Raw genomic sequence first — 16,644 nt, 5'->3', positions numbered from 1 at the left:
AAGAAAAATATCCTCACTATTCTATATCCGTATAGAGTTATTCCCATAAGTAACAGACTTTAACTTTTACTTATAGAAATAAGTAGATAAATTCCTATTTTACAGTAATCATTACAGACTATTAATTGGTCATTCACTACAAAAGATTTCTTATATGAACTTGTACATCATAAAAGGTGCTCCCCCATCCCTGATCGGTAGGACGAGCTGCGGTAAGCGCATTGATTGCCACGTGAGGATCACTCGATTGAGATTGCCACCATACACCTAGTGTTACCAATGTCCCTCTCTGTACTTCATCGTCGTAGTATGCTTTAATTTTTACACTGCCACGATCGTTATAGATTTCTACCTCAGCACCATCGTTTATGTTATACATTTTTGCATCTTCTGGATGGATGCGAAGTTTCATCAACTCAGGATCATTAAAGTCTAATTCGCAGAAGCTAGAGTCCAAAATTCGAATATCATTACCATTTATAAGCCAAAACGGTGCATTATCACCATATGGAGGCATATACCGAATTAATGGTTCTACATCCTGCGGATTATATAATTCAATTTTTCCAGACGGTGTTTTGAAATCCATCTTATAACTCTCAGGTACCGTCATCTCCACAGGCTCACCATTTAAAATCAACTCTTGGTCCCTCTTGGATATACGACTCGAAGTCCGCACAATTTGTTCAATAAGATCTTTTTCACTAAGGTCAAAAAAATCATCCTCCAACCCCATGCGTTTTGCTAACTCAGCAATAACTTGCCAGTTGGAACGAGATTCACCAATTGGCTCAATCAATTTGTAACCCGTCCCAATTGTGTAATGACCATAAGAATTATAAATATCATCATGCTCCACAGATGTTGTGGCTGGTAAAATAATATCAGCATACTTACAAGTATCCGTAAAGAAACGCTCATGTACCACAGTGAATAAGTCATCGCGCATCAACCCTCTACGTACAACATTCTGGTCAGGAGCTGTGATAGCCGGATTTGAAGAGAAGATATATAAACTATGAACTTTAGTTCCTTCAGGGTTTATAAGCATTTCACCCAGTTTAATCATAGGCATCAATCGTTTAGCTGGCGCATGAACATGAGCCTGTTGCATCACATCTTTGCCAATAAATTTACTACCACTAGCACTCGACAACAATCCACCCCCAGGATATTGCCATGCTCCAACCACAGCAGGCAAGGCATTAATAGCACGGCATGTCATAGCACCATTGCCATATCGAGATAGTCCACTGCCGAGACGAATAAACGGCGCTTTTGACTTTGCATAAGCATGAGCAAACTCAGTCATCCGCTCCACAGAAACACCGCAAATTTCAGCCGCTTTTCCCGGCGTAAAGTCAAGCAACACCTCTTTTACCAACTCATCGTAGCCTTGGACATGCTTCTTAATAAAATCTATATCTGCCAAGCCATCACGATGAATGATATGGAGCATCCCTAAAGCTAGTGCCCCATCACTTCCTGGTTTAACGTAAATATGTTCATGAGCTTGGCTAAAAGTATAAGTTTTATGAGTGTCGATAATCCAAACGCGAGCCCCCTTCTTTTTCGCAATGTTCACATCATGTAAAATATGAACATCTGTGGCTGTCGCATTTATCCCCCACAAGACGATAAGATCACTATGTTGCGCCTCTTGTGGTTTAATCGCTAAGGTATCACCGTAAACAGAACGGAACCCCGCTTGTTTAGCAGGAGAGCAAATACCTCGATCTTGGTCTGTAGCACCAATACAACGGAAAAAATAATCTGCTGCAGGACTCTGAATAACCCCCATTGTTCCTGCATAAGAGTAACGCAAAATACTTTCACTGCCATAAGTATCAATAGTTTCTTTGAAATTATTGACAATTGCATCAAGGGCTTCATCCCAACTAATACGAGTGTACTGATCTTCACCAATTCCCTTTTTACCGACACGCTTCATAGGGGACTTCAAGCGCAATGGAGAATGGATTACCTTTTCATAATGTGCCATCTTAGGGCATAGTGTACCTCTTGTGAAAGCATGTGCTCTATCCCCTCGAACAGATATTACTTTATTATTATCGACTGATACAATGAGACCGCATGCATCGGGACAATCGTATGGGCATACAGATTTATATTCTTTCATAATAAGCACCTCGCTTATAAATTGTATAAACTATAGGATGTATATTTATATTATATTATAGTATGACTCGTATAAGTATAACCTTTTGCACATCTTCTGAATTAAAAAGGTTTTAGAAATGATTATTTTATGTATATCAATGCATTCGATTATCACATTACATTTATGACCTCATCATTTATTTTGATATATATAGTTAGACATTTCAAGTTTTATCGATATCTATCCATTATCATTCTTGTCCAATGCCTAAACAGATATACTAATAAGTTCTATAAAAATACCAAAATTCTTCAAAAAAATCATGTAATCATTACTAAAAGTCATAACCATATAGTTTTAGGTATAATCAGACATTTTAATAGTGTCGTATAGATTATGTGACAAAAATCACCGGTACGTATGCGTATTTAGTAATGTCGTTCAGACTGTAAGACTATTCAATCTCACTTGTTTCTGTGCTATACTGACAGTGTCATTTGAGAGGATATAGAACTCACAAGAAATCATTTTGAATTCATGGTTATCTAATGTGAAGTAGCTATATCAGGTACATATTTTCTGAAAAGAGGTTTTAACGATGGCAGACGCAAAAAACACTGTGTTATTCCCTTATGAAACACTAAAAAAATTGAGCATGGACGCTTTCCAAAAATTTGGTTTCTCCGAAAAAGAAGCTGACATCATCCAAGACGTACTTTTGACTTCTGACTTGTTCGGTATTCAAAGCCATGGTATGCAACGTATGGTTCGTTACCATAAAGGTATCACTAATGGCTTGATTAAAATCGACGCTAAACCTGAAATCGTAAAAGAAACTCCAATTTCTGCAGTTATCGACGGTCATGACGGCATGGGTCAATTATTGGGTCATAAAGCTATGGAAATGGCTATCGAAAAAGCTAAAAAATCCGGTGTTGGTATCGTATCCGTACGTAACTCCAACCACTACGGTATCGCCGGTTACTATGCTAAAATGGCATCCGACCAAGGCTTAATCGGTTTCTCTTGTACAAACTCCGAAGCAATCATGGTTCCTACATATGCTCGTAAAGCTATGCTTGGTTCTAACCCTATCGCTTGGACTGTACCAGCTGATCCTGTTGACTTCTTCTTCGATTGCTCCACTACAGTAGTAACTCGTGGTAAACTTGAAATGTACAATAAAATGGGCAAAGCTACTCCAGATGGTTGGGCTGTTAATAAAGACGGCGTTCCTTCCACTGATGCAGCTGAAGTATTGGGCAACATCTCCCGTCATGAAGGCGGCGGTATCCTTCCTTTAGGTGGTGCTACAGAAGTTCTTGGGGGCCACAAAGGTTATGGTAACGGCATGATTGCTGAATTATTCTCCTCTATCTTGTCCCAAGGTGGTACTTCCAACAAATGTATGGTTGGTGGTAAATCCAATATCTGCCACGGCTTCATGGCTATCAACCCTGAATTCTTCGGTGACCCTGCGGAAATCAAAAAACACTTCTCCCAATTCTTACAAGAATTACGTGAAGCACCTAAAGCTCAAGGTCAAGATCGTATCTATACTCATGGCGAAAAAGAACATGAATCCGTTGAAAAAGTTAAAGCTGAAGGCATCCCTGTACTTAACGGTACAATGCTTGAAGTTCAAGACCTTTGCAATGAATTAGGTCTAGACTTCAAATCCTACTTCGGCGATTATGTACCAGAAGCTCCTGCTACAATGTTCAAAGGTAACTACTAATACCTAAACTTAGTAATGGCCCTAACAAGGACTTGTAGTTAGTACAGAAGGGGACATAAACACTGTTTATGTCCCCTCTCTTATGTTTTTAACCTCATAGGCTATGAGGTTAAAAAATTTTATGTACTATATCAATTTTTATGATAAGTATATCTGTTATTTTATTGTAAGCTTTTATTTTAACTGAACTTTTACAAATTAACATCATAGCGATTTATTCATCAATTAAATTGATTAAACTACGTCGTCCTGTTGAGCATATATTTTTGTTTTACTTGAAAGGATGATCTTAGAAATGAGTGCTATCACCGTTCTATTAGCGCTATCTCCAATCATTTGGTTGATTGTAGCGTTATCCATCTTGAAATTACCTGCATGGCAAGCAACAAGTGTTGCTGCGATTGGTTCTTTCATTATCGCTATTACAGCATTCCAAGCTGACCCATTTATTATGGTCACTGGTGCCCTTGAAGGTGCCGCATTGGCAATCTGGCCAATCCTATTAGTTATTACAGCTGCTATCTTCGTTTATAACTTGGTAGTACATACGAAAGCAATGGAAACTATTAAAACCATGCTTTCTTCTGTAACATCTGATACTCGTGTACTTGCATTACTACTTGCATGGGGCTTTGGTGCCTTCATGGAAGGTATGGCTGGCTTCGGTACTGCCGTTGCAATTCCTGCAGCTATGATGGTTGCCGTAGGTTTTGACCCACTTAAATCTATCATCGCATGTCTCGTTGCAAACTCCGTACCAACAACATTTGGTTCTATCGGGATTCCAACAACTACATTGGCATCCTTAACAAACCTTGATCCAAGCCATTTAGGTACATTCATTTCCGTACAATTGTTCTTGCTTAACCTTATCGCTCCATTCTTTGTTGTTATGATTATTGGTGGCGGTATTAAAGCGTTAAAAGGCGTATTCCTTGTAACATTACTTTCTGGTTTAGCATTAGCAGTTCCTGAAACTGTAATCAACGCTGTAATGGGTCCAGAATTATCCGTAATTTCTGCATCCATCGTTATCATGGCAGTTATCATTGGTTGTGCAAAAATCATGCCTCCTAATGATCCTAAATACGCAGTTAAACAAACTGGCGAAGTCCCTAAAGTTTCTGGTGGCGAAGGCCTTGTAGCTGCAATGCCATTCATCTTAATCTTCGTATTATTGTTATTAACTTCTAAATTGTTCCCTGCAATTAATGGTCCTCTTGCGTCCATTAAAACATCTGTACCTATTTATCAAGGTGCTGGTGCAAAACCTTACACATTCGTATGGATTGCAACTCCTGGTATTATGATTTTTATCGCTGGTATTGTTGGTGGTTTCATCCAAAAAGCAAAAGCTGGCGAAATCTTCGGTACATTGGGTAGCACAGTTAAAAACTTGAAATTCACATACCTTACAATCATCACAGTTGTTATGACAGCTAAATTGATGACTTACTCTGGTATGACTGCAGATATTGCAAAAGCAATGGTTGCTGGTACAGGTACATTGTACCCTCTATTCGCACCTATCGTAGGTGCGTTAGGTGCCTTCTTGACTGGTTCTGGTACAAACTCCAACGTATTGTTTGGCCCACTTCAAATTGCTGCAGCCCAAGGCTTAGATCCTACAAACTTCGAAGACCTTGGTTTCTGGTTGGCAGCAGTTAACTCCGGTGCAGCTGGTATCGGCAAAATGTTGTCCCCACAATCCATCGCGATTTCTATTGGTGCCGTAGGGCCTGCTTTGAAAGCATACCTAGAAAACCACAAAGAAATCAGTGCTGAAGAAGCTCATAAACTAGAACATGAAATCGAAGCAAGCGTTATCATGAACAGTGCCTTCAAATACTTCATTGTATTCATCGTAATGCACGGTTGTATTTCCTTCTTCGGTCAACATTTCATCCATGAAATTCACCACTTTTTCTTCTAAGAACTGGTAACAAAAAAAGAACAGCTCTTCACGAGCTGTTCTTTTTTGTTGCCACATATGAGAATACTACATATAACATGGTTTAATGATATTGCTTCTACAGATGAAACCGTAGCTGTCCCGATTACTACTATTGCAGCTAACACAAAACCTTTTAGTTAATATTTCATATAATTCTCCCATCGCCAATAAACACATTGATATTTTTAGATATAATTAATATACTAATTGTAATCTATAAATAGAGATATAGCAAACTCAATATTTCATATAGATATTTTTTCTCAATCATGGTAAAATACATCGTATCAAATAGAAAAAATTAAATGCAGTCTGCGAAGTGCGATTCGCAGACTTTTATTTTTCTCACTTTAGTATAGGAGGGTTTTATGACTCAAGAAAATTCTGCTAAGGTCTCTTTCATCTTAGTAGTATTCCTTGGTCTCTTGACAGCCATCACACCACTTGCAACAGATTTATATTTACCAGCATTACCAATTATGCCTAGTGAACTAAATACATCTGCATCAAATATTCAAATGACCATTGGTGTGATGACTTTTGGTGTTGCATTAGGTCAATTATTTGGAGGTCCTATTAGTGATACTATGGGCCGCAAGTTGCCTCTTATAACAGGCAACTTACTTTGCGTTATCTCTAGCATAATCTGTGCTTATGCACCAAGCATTGAAATACTTTTACTAGGACGCTTTCTACAAGGTTTAACAGGATCTGTGGGCGTTGTAATTGCTAAGGCCATCGCTCGAGATTTTGCATTTGGTCAAGAATTGACTAAACTCTTTGCATTGCTCATGATGGTTAACGGTTTGGCGCCAGTAATCGCTCCGCTCATCGGCGGTCAATTATTACTATTCACTACATGGCGCGTTATCTTCGTTATTTTAGCAATATTTTCTGCTATTCTATTAGCGGGATCTCTTCTCTTCCGTGAAAGCTTACCTAAAGAAAAACGCGTTACAGGTGGCGTTGCAACTGCTACAAAGAACTACATTACGCTTATTAAAGATAAGCGATTCCTTGGGCAAACACTAATCCAATTCTTTGCTTTTGGTGGATTCTTTGCGTATATCTCAGGTTCATCCTTTGTATACCAAAACATCTTCCAACTATCTGCACAAGAATTTAGCTATCTCTTTGGTATCAATAGCTGTGGTATTATCTTAGCTAGTGCCATAAGCGCTAGATTAAGTAATGTAATCACAGTTCGACAATTACTAACATTTGCCCTCTGGCAACTAACAATCGGCTCCTTGCTATTCTTAATAGCTATGCTTTTCGAATGGCCACTTATTCCTGTAACGGCCATTCTATTCTTTACCGTATGTACAGTATCCCTATTTGGCTCTGCCTCTTTCTCTATGGCAATGGCTAAATACGGTAAAATGGCTGGAAGTGCCTCTGCAGTACTTGGCTTTGCTAGCATGTTCTCTGCAGGAATCGTATCTCCATTAGTTGGTATTGGTGGGGAATATACAGGGATTCCCATGGGGACTACAATGCTAGTATGTTCAGCGCTTTCCTTATTGTGCCTATATGGTTTGGTAGAAAAAGATTAATCTCTTTTACACATTTGTATAAGCCCCACAATGGGGCCCGACTACAACAGAATAATATTAGTATATAAATAAGATACCCCTTTCCTTGCTCAGTACTTCGTAAAATCGCTTCGTAAAGGGGTATCTTATTTATATTAACACTACCTGTGAAGGCGTCCCATTGCGGGACTTTACAAGCATATTTCAAAATAGATTAATTCTTTAACTCTACAAACACCTAGGCATAATAACGAAAACCACCTACACAACTGATTGTAGGAGAAAGGAGATGTGCCATAGGCACATCTCCACATTTCTTCCCCCTCCTCTATCCAGTTATATTTTCAATGGGACATCTTCATAATTAGCGTATATAGAAAAGAATACAGCCCTCTCTGCAGCGATTTTACGGAACGTAGTGACGTACTGAGCCAAGAGAGGGCTGTATTTTTTCTATACTAGTAATATGCAGTTGTATTCGGGCCCCATTATAAAATGTAAGGGACCTTATCGCTTATTCACTAAATTCCATCCCAACTTCTCCCCACTGCACTAGTTATATTTTCAATGGGACATCTTCATAACGGTTGTATATAGAAAAGAACACAGCCCTCTCTGCAGCGATTTTACGAAGCGTAGCGCCGTACTGAGCCAAGAGAGGGCTGTGTTTTTTCTATACTAGTAATATGCAGTTGTAACGGGGCCCCATTGAAAATATAACGGAGCACACCTTTATTCAAACATTGTCGATAGTAGTAATTTCAATCGGTTTGCTTGGTTCACCGCACTGGAGCCTGGATCGTAGTCGATAGCTGCAATTCGCACGTCTGGGTATGCAGCGGATAGTGTTTTCACCATGCCTTTACCTGTTACGTGGTTTGGTAAACAGCCGAATGGTTGTAAGCATACGATTTGTTTAGCCCCTTTTTCGATAAGGTCAATCATATCTCCTGTGAGGAACCAGCCTTCACCACATTGGTTACCAAGTCCGATGAATTGAGCTGCTTCTTTTGCTACTTCTGTCATACGTTGTAGCGGGTCAAAGTGTTTTGACGCTGCTACGGCTTTTGCATATGGTAAGCGGTAGAGCTCAAGGGCTTCACGAGCCAATGTACCGAAGAAGCCAGATAGCCATGTACCATCAAGGTGCTTAGCACGGTATGTGCTATCCATTGCACAATACAAGAAGAAATCTAGCAAGCCAGATGTAACGACTTCACCGCCTTCCTTTTCAATAAGCTCATTAATATGATTGTTAGCACTTGGATGGAATTTAACGTAAATTTCCCCTACGACACCAACACGAGGTTTTTGTACATCTTTATTAATTGGCAAGTTATCAAAATCATGGATGATTTCTTTGATGTACTTATTATATTGTCGAAGACTAGCAGATGTAATATTATCACGTAATTTTTTAATCCAGTAGTCACATAGTGCATCGGTAGAACCAGGATTTGTCTCGTATGGACGTGTGGCAAGAACACATTGCATGAGCGCATCACCGTATACAACGGCTTGAATCATGCGATGCAAGAAGCCTTTTGTCAACTTAAAGCCTGGTTGACGTTCCATATCACTCGCATTGAGAGATAGGATTGGTACTTGTTTCATACCCGCATCAATTAATGCTTTACGTAAGTAACCGATGTAGTTTGTAGCACGACACCCACCACCAGTTTGAGAGATGATAACAGCCGTCTTATCTACATCATATTTACCGGATAACAGTGCGGACATGAGCTGTCCTACAACGATAATCGCTGGGTAACATGCATCATTATTGATATATTTCAAGCCCACTTCAATATCGTCACGTGTTGGAGCTGGCAACATTTCAAAATTGTAACCTTCATGTTGAAGAACAAGCTCTAAAAGGCTGAAATGCAATGGTGACATTTGTGGCACCAAGATTTTATAAGTCTTACGCATTTCTTCTGTGAAGACAACGCGATTGTAATCGTAAGTTGGTAATTTCTCTACCACTATTTCTTCCGGCGCCTCAGGATTATGATGACGACGCAAGCTACGTTCCATTACAGATTGCAAGGAACGCAAACGGATTGTCACGGCTCCAAGGTTTGTACCTTCATCGATTTTGAGCAAGGTATGGATTTTGTGATTTGCTGAAAGTATATCTTTTACCTGATCTGCTACGATGGAATCGAGGCCACATCCAAAGGAGTTAAGCTCTACAATTTGGAATCCTTCAGTTCTACTTACGAATTCAGCGGCACGATATAGGCGACTATGGTAGGACCATTGGTCTACAACACGTAAATGCTTGATTTCATTGCCTAATGGTGCAACGCCATCTTCTGTAAGAACAGCCATACCAAGAGATGTGATAAGTTCAGGAATACCGTGGTTAATACCGGAGTCCAAATGATATGGACGGCCAGCCAATACGATTGTAGGAATTTGTTCTGCCACTAGGCGAGACACGGTTTTCTTTGTCGTTTCACGGTAAGACGCTTTACAGTTTTCCTGCTCTTCCCAAGCGAGGTCTACAGCCTTAGCAATATCCTTCTTCTTTAAGCCTAAGAAATCCAATGCTTTCACAAGAGCCGGAACAAGGGATTTTTTATCAGCTAGCGGCAAGAATGGTGCGTGGAACGGAGTATCGCCCAAAACCTCTTGCATATTATTTTTGATAAGTTCTGGATAGGAAATAACCATTGGACAATGGTAATTATTGTCGCGGCTAAATTCCTTAGGGCCATGTTGAATACAAGGGTACCAAATAAAGTCTACCTGTGCATTCGCTAAGTCGCGAATGTGACCATGAACAGCCTTTGCTGGATAGCAAGCCGTATCGGATGGAATCGTATCGATAGCCTTATTGTATTGATCCTTAGTCGTATAATCTGAAAGGATTACTTCATAACCCAAGCTATTGAAGAATGTAAACCAGAATGGGAAGTCCTCATACATGTTGAGAACGCGAGGAATCCCTACACGCATTTTACCTTCAAACTCTGGAATGTTTTTCTTCAAGTAGTAATCAAAGTAACGACGTAATTTTACATCTACCAAGTTAGGAACTGGTTTACGTTTCTCTTGGATCATATCGCCAGCACCGCGATCACAACGGTTGCCCGTTACGTACGTACGACCATCGGAGAAGGCGTTAATAGTAAGCATGCAGTTATTTGGGCAAAGGCCACAATTGCGCATTGTCGTAGATACTTGTAAAGAATTAAGGCCTTCACTATCTAGCAATGTACTTTCACCCTTTTGCAACTCTTCCGCCGTTTCCGCGGCAAGAAGAGCCATACCGTATGCCCCCATCAAACCAGATACATCAGGGCGAATCACCTCTACGCCCATCAATTTCTCAAAGGCACGCAAAACAGATTCGTTATAGAACGTACCACCTTGTACAACGATATGATCGCCTAATTCTTTAGGGTCTTTCACCTTGAGAACCTTATAAAGGGCATTTTTAATTACAGAATAAGCAAGACCTGCCGCGATATCTTGTACCGTAGCACCTTCTTTTTGAGCCTGCTTAACCTTAGAGTTCATAAATACGGTACAACGAGAGCCTAAGTCGATTGGCATAGGTGCCAATAACCCTTCTTTTGCGAATTGATCGATTGGAATTCGTAGACCAGATGCAAATGTATCAATGAAAGAGCCGCAACCAGATGAGCAAGCTTCGTTCAACACGATATCTTCGATATACCCATCACGAACCTTACAGCATTTCATATCTTGACCGCCAATATCCAAAATAAAGGATACATCAGGACAGAAGAATCGAGCCGCACGATAATGAGCCATCGTTTCTACTTCGCCTATATCGATGCCGAGGGCGCGTTTAAGAAAGGCCTCACCGTAGCCGGTTACGCCAGAGTGTGCAATATAAGCACCTTTAGGCAATAATGTATAAATCTGCTCGATAATTTCACGAGATTTTTCTAATGGTTTACCATGATTAGGACCATAGTGGGAGAAGATAATTTCCTTATTACTATTAATGAGTACTACCTTTAGCGTAGTAGAACCAGCATCAATCCCAAGATAACAAGGACCTTGAGCATCCTCAATATTCGCTTTTGGCGTTACCGCCTTAGCGTGACGAGCACGAAATTCTTCTAATTCTTGTTCATTCTTAAATAGCGGATCGACACGGTCTGTAGCTTCCATAGGAATACCGATAAGTGCACCGATTTCCTTTGTCAATTGACCGACAGTGATCTCACGGCACTCATCTTTCATCAATGCCGCCCCTAAAGCAATGAACAACTCACCATTCTCAGGGATAATGCGATGCGCTTCATCCAACTCTAAAGTATCGCAGAAGCATTGGCGCAACTCGGATAAGAATGTCAATGGACCGCCAAGGAATGCTACATTACCTTCGATTTTATGTCCGCATGCAAGGCCAGCAATCGTTTGGTTTACAATTGCTTGGAATACGGATTTTGCAATATTTTCATGAGATGCGCCTTGATTTAACAAAGCTTGTACATCTGTTTTAGCAAATACGCCACAACGTGCCGCAATTGGATAAATCGTATCAGCATTCATGGCTAATTGATTAAGACCAGATGCATCTGTCTGCAATAAGGTCGCCATTTGGTCGATAAAAGCACCCGTACCACCAGCACAGGAACCATTCATACGGTGTTCCGCAGTTTGACCTAAATACGTAACCTTCGCATCTTCACCACCAAGTTCGATGATAACGTCTGTTTCTGGATAGAGGGCTTTTACAGCTCGCGTTTCAGCAATCACCTCTTGTACGAATGGGATGCGCACCTTTTCGGCCATAGCCATCCCACCAGAACCAGTAATACATACATGAACAAGAGCGTCTTCATGACCAACTTGAGCCTCTTGTAGCAAGGTATATACTGTGTCCAATATGTTTGCATAATGGCGTATGTACTTTTTATACAAATAATTATCGTGTTCGTCCAATAATACAACTTTAACCGTTGTAGACCCCACGTCAATCCCCATGCGTAGCATGTGCTGCATAAATACCTCTCTTTTTAACGACCGTATGACCACCTAAGTGACCATACTTATTTTTGTGAAAGTCTCACATGTAATATGTACAACATATATACTGTACTAAGCATCTAAAATAAAAATTAAATTAGATAAGGATATAATACTTTCACCAAAATATCTAAATTTTTAAATATCCTATCTTTATTATACAACAACAGCAGTTAAAATCTAAGTTATTTCTATATCTAAAATGTTATAGAAAATATGTTAAGATTTAAATTACAAAGTCATATATATAATAGGATGTAAAAAATATTATACCATTTTACAATGAAAAATAACGTAACTTTTGCAACATAACAGGACAAATCAAATATATTAACTGCATTAGACAATATGCAATAGATAAAAACTAACCCCCAAAATGGATTCCAATTTTGGGGTTAGTTCATAAGACAGTATATCTTATTCGTATCTATAAAGTTATGTCATGAGAGAGTATTGTATTAAATACATATATGTTATTAACGATCATTGATTAAAACGCTGGAATAATAGCCCCTTTGTAATGATCTTCGATGAACTTCTTAACTTCTGGAGATTGTAATGCTTTAGCTAATTTTTGAATAGCTGGTTTATTTTCATCACCAGGGTTTACGGAAAGAAGATTTGCATATGGAGAATCCGCTTTTTCTACGAATAAGCCATCTTTTGTAGGATTAAGACCTGCTGGCAATGCATAGTTAGCATTGATTACAGCTGCATCTAAATCTTGAATGGAACGAGGAATTTGAGCTGCCTCTAACTCTGTAATTTGGATGTTTTTAGGGTTGCTAGTCACATCAAACGGTGTGTTAGTCAAACCAGTTGGGTCTTTCAAAGTTACAAGACCTGCACTTTGCAACAAGAGAAGTGCACGAGCACTGTTTGTTGGGTCAGATGGAATCGCTACTTTTGCGCCATTTGGCAAATCTTTTAAATCTTTAATTTTTTGAGAGTAAATAGCCAATGGTTCGATGTGAACTGGTGCAAAGCTTACGAAGTTTGTACCATGATCTTTATTGAAGTTATTTTGGTAAGGCACGTTAGCAAAGAAGTTTGCATCTACTTCATGGCTAGATAATGCCATGTTTGGTTGAATGTAGTCTGTAAATTCAATGATTTGAAGATCTACACCTTCCTTAGCCAATAAAGGTTTAATTTGATTTAAGATCTCAGCATGAGGTACAGGGTTTGCTGCCACTTTTAACACCTCTGCTTTAGAACTACCAGCACTGCTGGAACTTGCGTCATTTGTGGAAGAACCACAACCACTAATCAATAAGGACGCGCCTAGTACGGCCGTCGCTGCTAATGCTAACCATTTTTTCATGTAATCCTCCTATCTACGATGAACACCTACATCTATTGACGAGGACTCATGCGTATACAACACACGTAGATATGTTAATAAATCTATATATTCTTACACTGTATCTACATTTAATTATTTAATAATTTCGATGTGGTTAGTATAGCAATTTAAATCCTACTCGTATAATAGTTTTTATATATCCATGGATATAACTTTAAACTATAGCAAGATAAGAGTAATTACATTTAGCTATGCCAAGTACATAAAAACGGTACTAAGATGATTCCCCGTACTACTAGGTAATATACCTAATAGGTACAATCAAACTTAGTACCGTTATAAATATCGCTCTATATAATAAACAATCTAATCAAAATCAAAAGATTCAATTATAAAGTTGACGTTGTTTGCTCCACAGAAATAGTTACAGGTGCTGATAATTTAGCCTCTAACCAAGCTTTTATTCGTTCCGAATCTGCATCAGATACAGTGGACGCGGTATGGATAATCACCATATAGCGATTCGCTTTAGGCTGTTCTAAATTATCTATCAAAGGCATGCCTTCCACTCTGCTTACAAACGGGAATAACGCCTTTGCTTCAGCTTCTGTCGTTTTCATAGTGTTTATAGTTTCACTTACTAGTTGATAAGTCGGCTGGTACAGATTACTCAAGTTTGTATATTTTTCATGATCCTCCGAGGCTTTATTCAAGCTCGTCTTATCCACAGCAGATTTTTTCTCATCTACACTATTAACAAATCGCACTGCATAAGACTGCAAATACTCGTCTTTCTGTAATTTATCATCCAACTGGGATCGTTCCTCTGAAGTCACAGGAGCTCCTACAACTACTATATCTACTAGCTTATTCACTCGGTCCAATGAATAATCAATCACTAATCGACGCCCATCTTGATTAATATTGGTCTTAATAAACTGCTCTATATGATTTGACTCAGAATACTTGATGGTCATATCATAGCCTGCATAAATGCTTGGTATAGCCATAATAAGACCAATCACAAGAAATATTAGCTGATTACGACGATTAATCTCTTCTGCTTGCTTATGGGATGGCAAACTATATACACCTTTTAAAACAATAAAAGATGCAAAGAAGATGAAAAATGCATTTATAAAGAATAGATACCCAGCCCCAAAGAAATAATGCCAATTTCCATTAGCCAGTCCATATCCTGCCGTACACAGTGGTGGCATAAGTGCAGTCGCAATCGCTACCCCTGGTATGACATTATCTAAGGTCTTACGCGTTTGACCAATAATCCCAGCTAACCCACCAAATATAGCAATGAATACATCAAAAATATTCGGTTCTGTACGCGCTAATAGTTCAGATGTAACTGTCTGAACGGGGGAAATATAAAAATATAAAGTAGATGCCAAAACAGCAATCGTAATCTGTAAGGATAATCTTAAAATAGCGCTTTTCACAACTGTAAAATTAAGCGTAGCGAAGCCAAAACCAGTTGCTAGAATAGGTCCCATCAACGGCGATATAAGCATAGCACCAATAATAACTGCCGTACTATTCATATTCAACCCAATAGAGGCAATAAACATGGAGAGGATCAGGATAACCAAAGCAGGTCCCTTAATCTTAGCCCCACCTATCAACCTTTTAGCAATGGTTGCATCATCGGCTCGCTCAAAATGTATATCAAAGTATTTATTTATTTCCATTCTTCTTCCTTATAATTTCATTAGCTCTGCAAAGGTGCCCACATTTACAAACATATGCTGCGTTGTTTTTAGCATTTGAACCATCAAGATGGCCCCCGTGCCTTCTCCCATCGACATTTGTGCTTGAATAGGAACCATGTCTTGAGTGATCCCCACCTCAGCCAAAGCGATTTCCGTACCTTTTTCTTTAGAATAATGCGATGGCAATGCATAGTCCTTAATACGAGCGTTTATGTGCGTTGCACAAGCAGCTGCCACAGATGTTATAAAGCCGTCAATAACAAAAGGCTTTTCAAAATCTACACAAGCTAGCATGGCTCCAAGAATAGCCGCAATATCAAAACCACCTACATGAGCTACGATTTCACGAACTCGGTCTGGTTCACTTTCAGAATCAATACTAGCCTTGTGCTTGTCTAATACAGAACGTACAAAGTCAACTTTTCGTTTCATCAAATCTGGTTTATCTGGCCAGGAACCAGGACCCACGGTTTCCGTCGGATCAGCCCCAGTTAAAGCAGACAACACACAAGCAGAGGTTGTGGTATTGCCTAACCCCATTTCACCAAAGGAAAAGAGATTGATTCCTTTTGCCACATAATGTTCAACTCGTTCATATCCAGCTTGAAAGGCACGATTAAACTCATCCTCAGTCATAGCAGGATGGTTCAAAATATTCTTTGACCCTTTCGCTACTTTGCGATTCACACCGATGCCATCATCTGAAGCGATGCCTACATCGACGACCTCATATGGAATATTGTTAAAGTTACAAAATTGCGTTGCTGATGAGCGACCTAAGAGCATATTACAGGATTGCTTTTGCGTCACCTCGTAGTTATACCCAACATAGCCTTCCATATTACAACCATTATCGGCAGAAAATATGATATGCTGTGGTCGAATTTCGCCATTAATCTCACCCCAAGCCGCGCAAATCTTACGAAAATATATTTCCCATAAACCAAGACCACCTGGGATGAGGCATTTTGGTTGGAGAAATTTATTTAATTGTTTCTCTATCGGTAATACTGACTTATCTTTCATTTTATTCTCTAATCCGCACCTAATGTACCAACTAGCCTTCTATTAATTCGATATTATTCTATCTGAAAGTATAACATAAAATGCATATCTAGTAATGTGACTATTATTAGTTTTTAAAAGTATAATTCAGTTTTAAAATTTAGTATTCTAACAACTATATTTCTAATCGAAATTATCATTACATAATTACAACCACTCTAGTAGATAAAAAAGGTTATCCCCTTAC

8 protein-coding genes are annotated in these 16,644 nt (G+C 39.1%); 3 read left to right on the top strand and 5 right to left on the bottom strand.

Going from position 1 to position 16,644, the window contains the following annotated elements; genetic code table 11:
- Positions 1-136 precede the first annotated feature (136 nt).
- Positions 137-2,140 carry a molybdopterin-dependent oxidoreductase gene (locus HMPREF0873_RS05425; protein WP_021148570.1) on the bottom strand — a complete coding sequence of 668 codons (2,004 nt, stop codon included), beginning with the start codon at positions 2,138-2,140 and terminating at the stop codon, positions 137-139.
- 580 nt (positions 2,141-2,720) lie between these two features.
- On the opposite strand from HMPREF0873_RS05425, the gene HMPREF0873_RS05420 reads away from it, so the two are divergent.
- The 3 genes from HMPREF0873_RS05420 to HMPREF0873_RS05410 all read left to right on the top strand — a co-directional run bounded on the left by HMPREF0873_RS05420 (position 2,721) and on the right by HMPREF0873_RS05410 (position 7,370).
- Positions 2,721-3,860, top strand: coding sequence for an Ldh family oxidoreductase (locus HMPREF0873_RS05420; protein ID WP_004698291.1), 1,140 nt, complete (start codon positions 2,721-2,723; stop codon positions 3,858-3,860).
- 295 nt (positions 3,861-4,155) lie between these two features.
- Positions 4,156-5,793: an L-lactate permease gene (locus HMPREF0873_RS05415; RefSeq protein WP_008602367.1), complete on the top strand. Its 1,638-nt coding sequence runs from the start codon at positions 4,156-4,158 to the stop codon at positions 5,791-5,793.
- Positions 5,794-6,182: 389 nt separating this feature from the next.
- Positions 6,183-7,370 carry a multidrug effflux MFS transporter gene (locus tag HMPREF0873_RS05410; protein WP_008602366.1) on the top strand — a complete coding sequence of 396 codons (1,188 nt, stop codon included), beginning with the start codon at positions 6,183-6,185 and terminating at the stop codon, positions 7,368-7,370.
- A gap of 711 nt (positions 7,371-8,081) precedes the next feature.
- Here the strand turns inward: HMPREF0873_RS05410 and HMPREF0873_RS05405 are convergent.
- From HMPREF0873_RS05405 to HMPREF0873_RS05390, 4 genes are all read right to left on the bottom strand, one after another.
- Positions 8,082-12,338 (bottom strand): 2-hydroxyacyl-CoA dehydratase, encoded by a 4,257-nt coding sequence (locus tag HMPREF0873_RS05405; RefSeq protein WP_038125683.1) that lies wholly within the window; start codon positions 12,336-12,338, stop codon positions 8,082-8,084.
- A 514-nt stretch (positions 12,339-12,852) separates the two neighbouring features.
- Positions 12,853-13,686, bottom strand: coding sequence for a MetQ/NlpA family ABC transporter substrate-binding protein (locus tag HMPREF0873_RS05400; RefSeq protein ID WP_008714880.1), 834 nt, complete (start codon positions 13,684-13,686; stop codon positions 12,853-12,855).
- A gap of 371 nt (positions 13,687-14,057) precedes the next feature.
- Positions 14,058-15,371 (bottom strand): DUF389 domain-containing protein, encoded by a 1,314-nt coding sequence (locus HMPREF0873_RS05395; RefSeq protein ID WP_008714878.1) that lies wholly within the window; start codon positions 15,369-15,371, stop codon positions 14,058-14,060.
- A gap of 9 nt (positions 15,372-15,380) precedes the next feature.
- Positions 15,381-16,418, bottom strand: coding sequence for a nicotinate-nucleotide--dimethylbenzimidazole phosphoribosyltransferase (locus HMPREF0873_RS05390; RefSeq protein WP_008714876.1), 1,038 nt, complete (start codon positions 16,416-16,418; stop codon positions 15,381-15,383).
- Positions 16,419-16,644: the final 226 nt, after the last annotated feature.

It is taken from the genome of Veillonella sp. 3_1_44 (genome assembly GCF_000163715.1).
Classification (GTDB): domain Bacteria; phylum Bacillota; class Negativicutes; order Veillonellales; family Veillonellaceae; genus Veillonella; species Veillonella parvula_A.
This window is presented reverse-complemented; position numbering and strand designations above follow the sequence as displayed.

Coding starts and splice junctions, on each gene's coding strand:
- HMPREF0873_RS05425 (WP_021148570.1), bottom strand. CDS start 2,140: ATGAAAGAATATAAATCTGTATGCCCATACGATTGTCCCGATGCATGC.
- HMPREF0873_RS05420 (WP_004698291.1), top strand. CDS start 2,721: ATGGCAGACGCAAAAAACACTGTGTTATTCCCTTATGAAACACTAAAA.
- HMPREF0873_RS05415 (WP_008602367.1), top strand. CDS start 4,156: ATGAGTGCTATCACCGTTCTATTAGCGCTATCTCCAATCATTTGGTTG.
- HMPREF0873_RS05410 (WP_008602366.1), top strand. CDS start 6,183: ATGACTCAAGAAAATTCTGCTAAGGTCTCTTTCATCTTAGTAGTATTC.
- HMPREF0873_RS05405 (WP_038125683.1), bottom strand. CDS start 12,338: ATGCAGCACATGCTACGCATGGGGATTGACGTGGGGTCTACAACGGTT.
- HMPREF0873_RS05400 (WP_008714880.1), bottom strand. CDS start 13,686: ATGAAAAAATGGTTAGCATTAGCAGCGACGGCCGTACTAGGCGCGTCC.
- HMPREF0873_RS05395 (WP_008714878.1), bottom strand. CDS start 15,371: ATGGAAATAAATAAATACTTTGATATACATTTTGAGCGAGCCGATGAT.
- HMPREF0873_RS05390 (WP_008714876.1), bottom strand. CDS start 16,418: ATGAAAGATAAGTCAGTATTACCGATAGAGAAACAATTAAATAAATTT.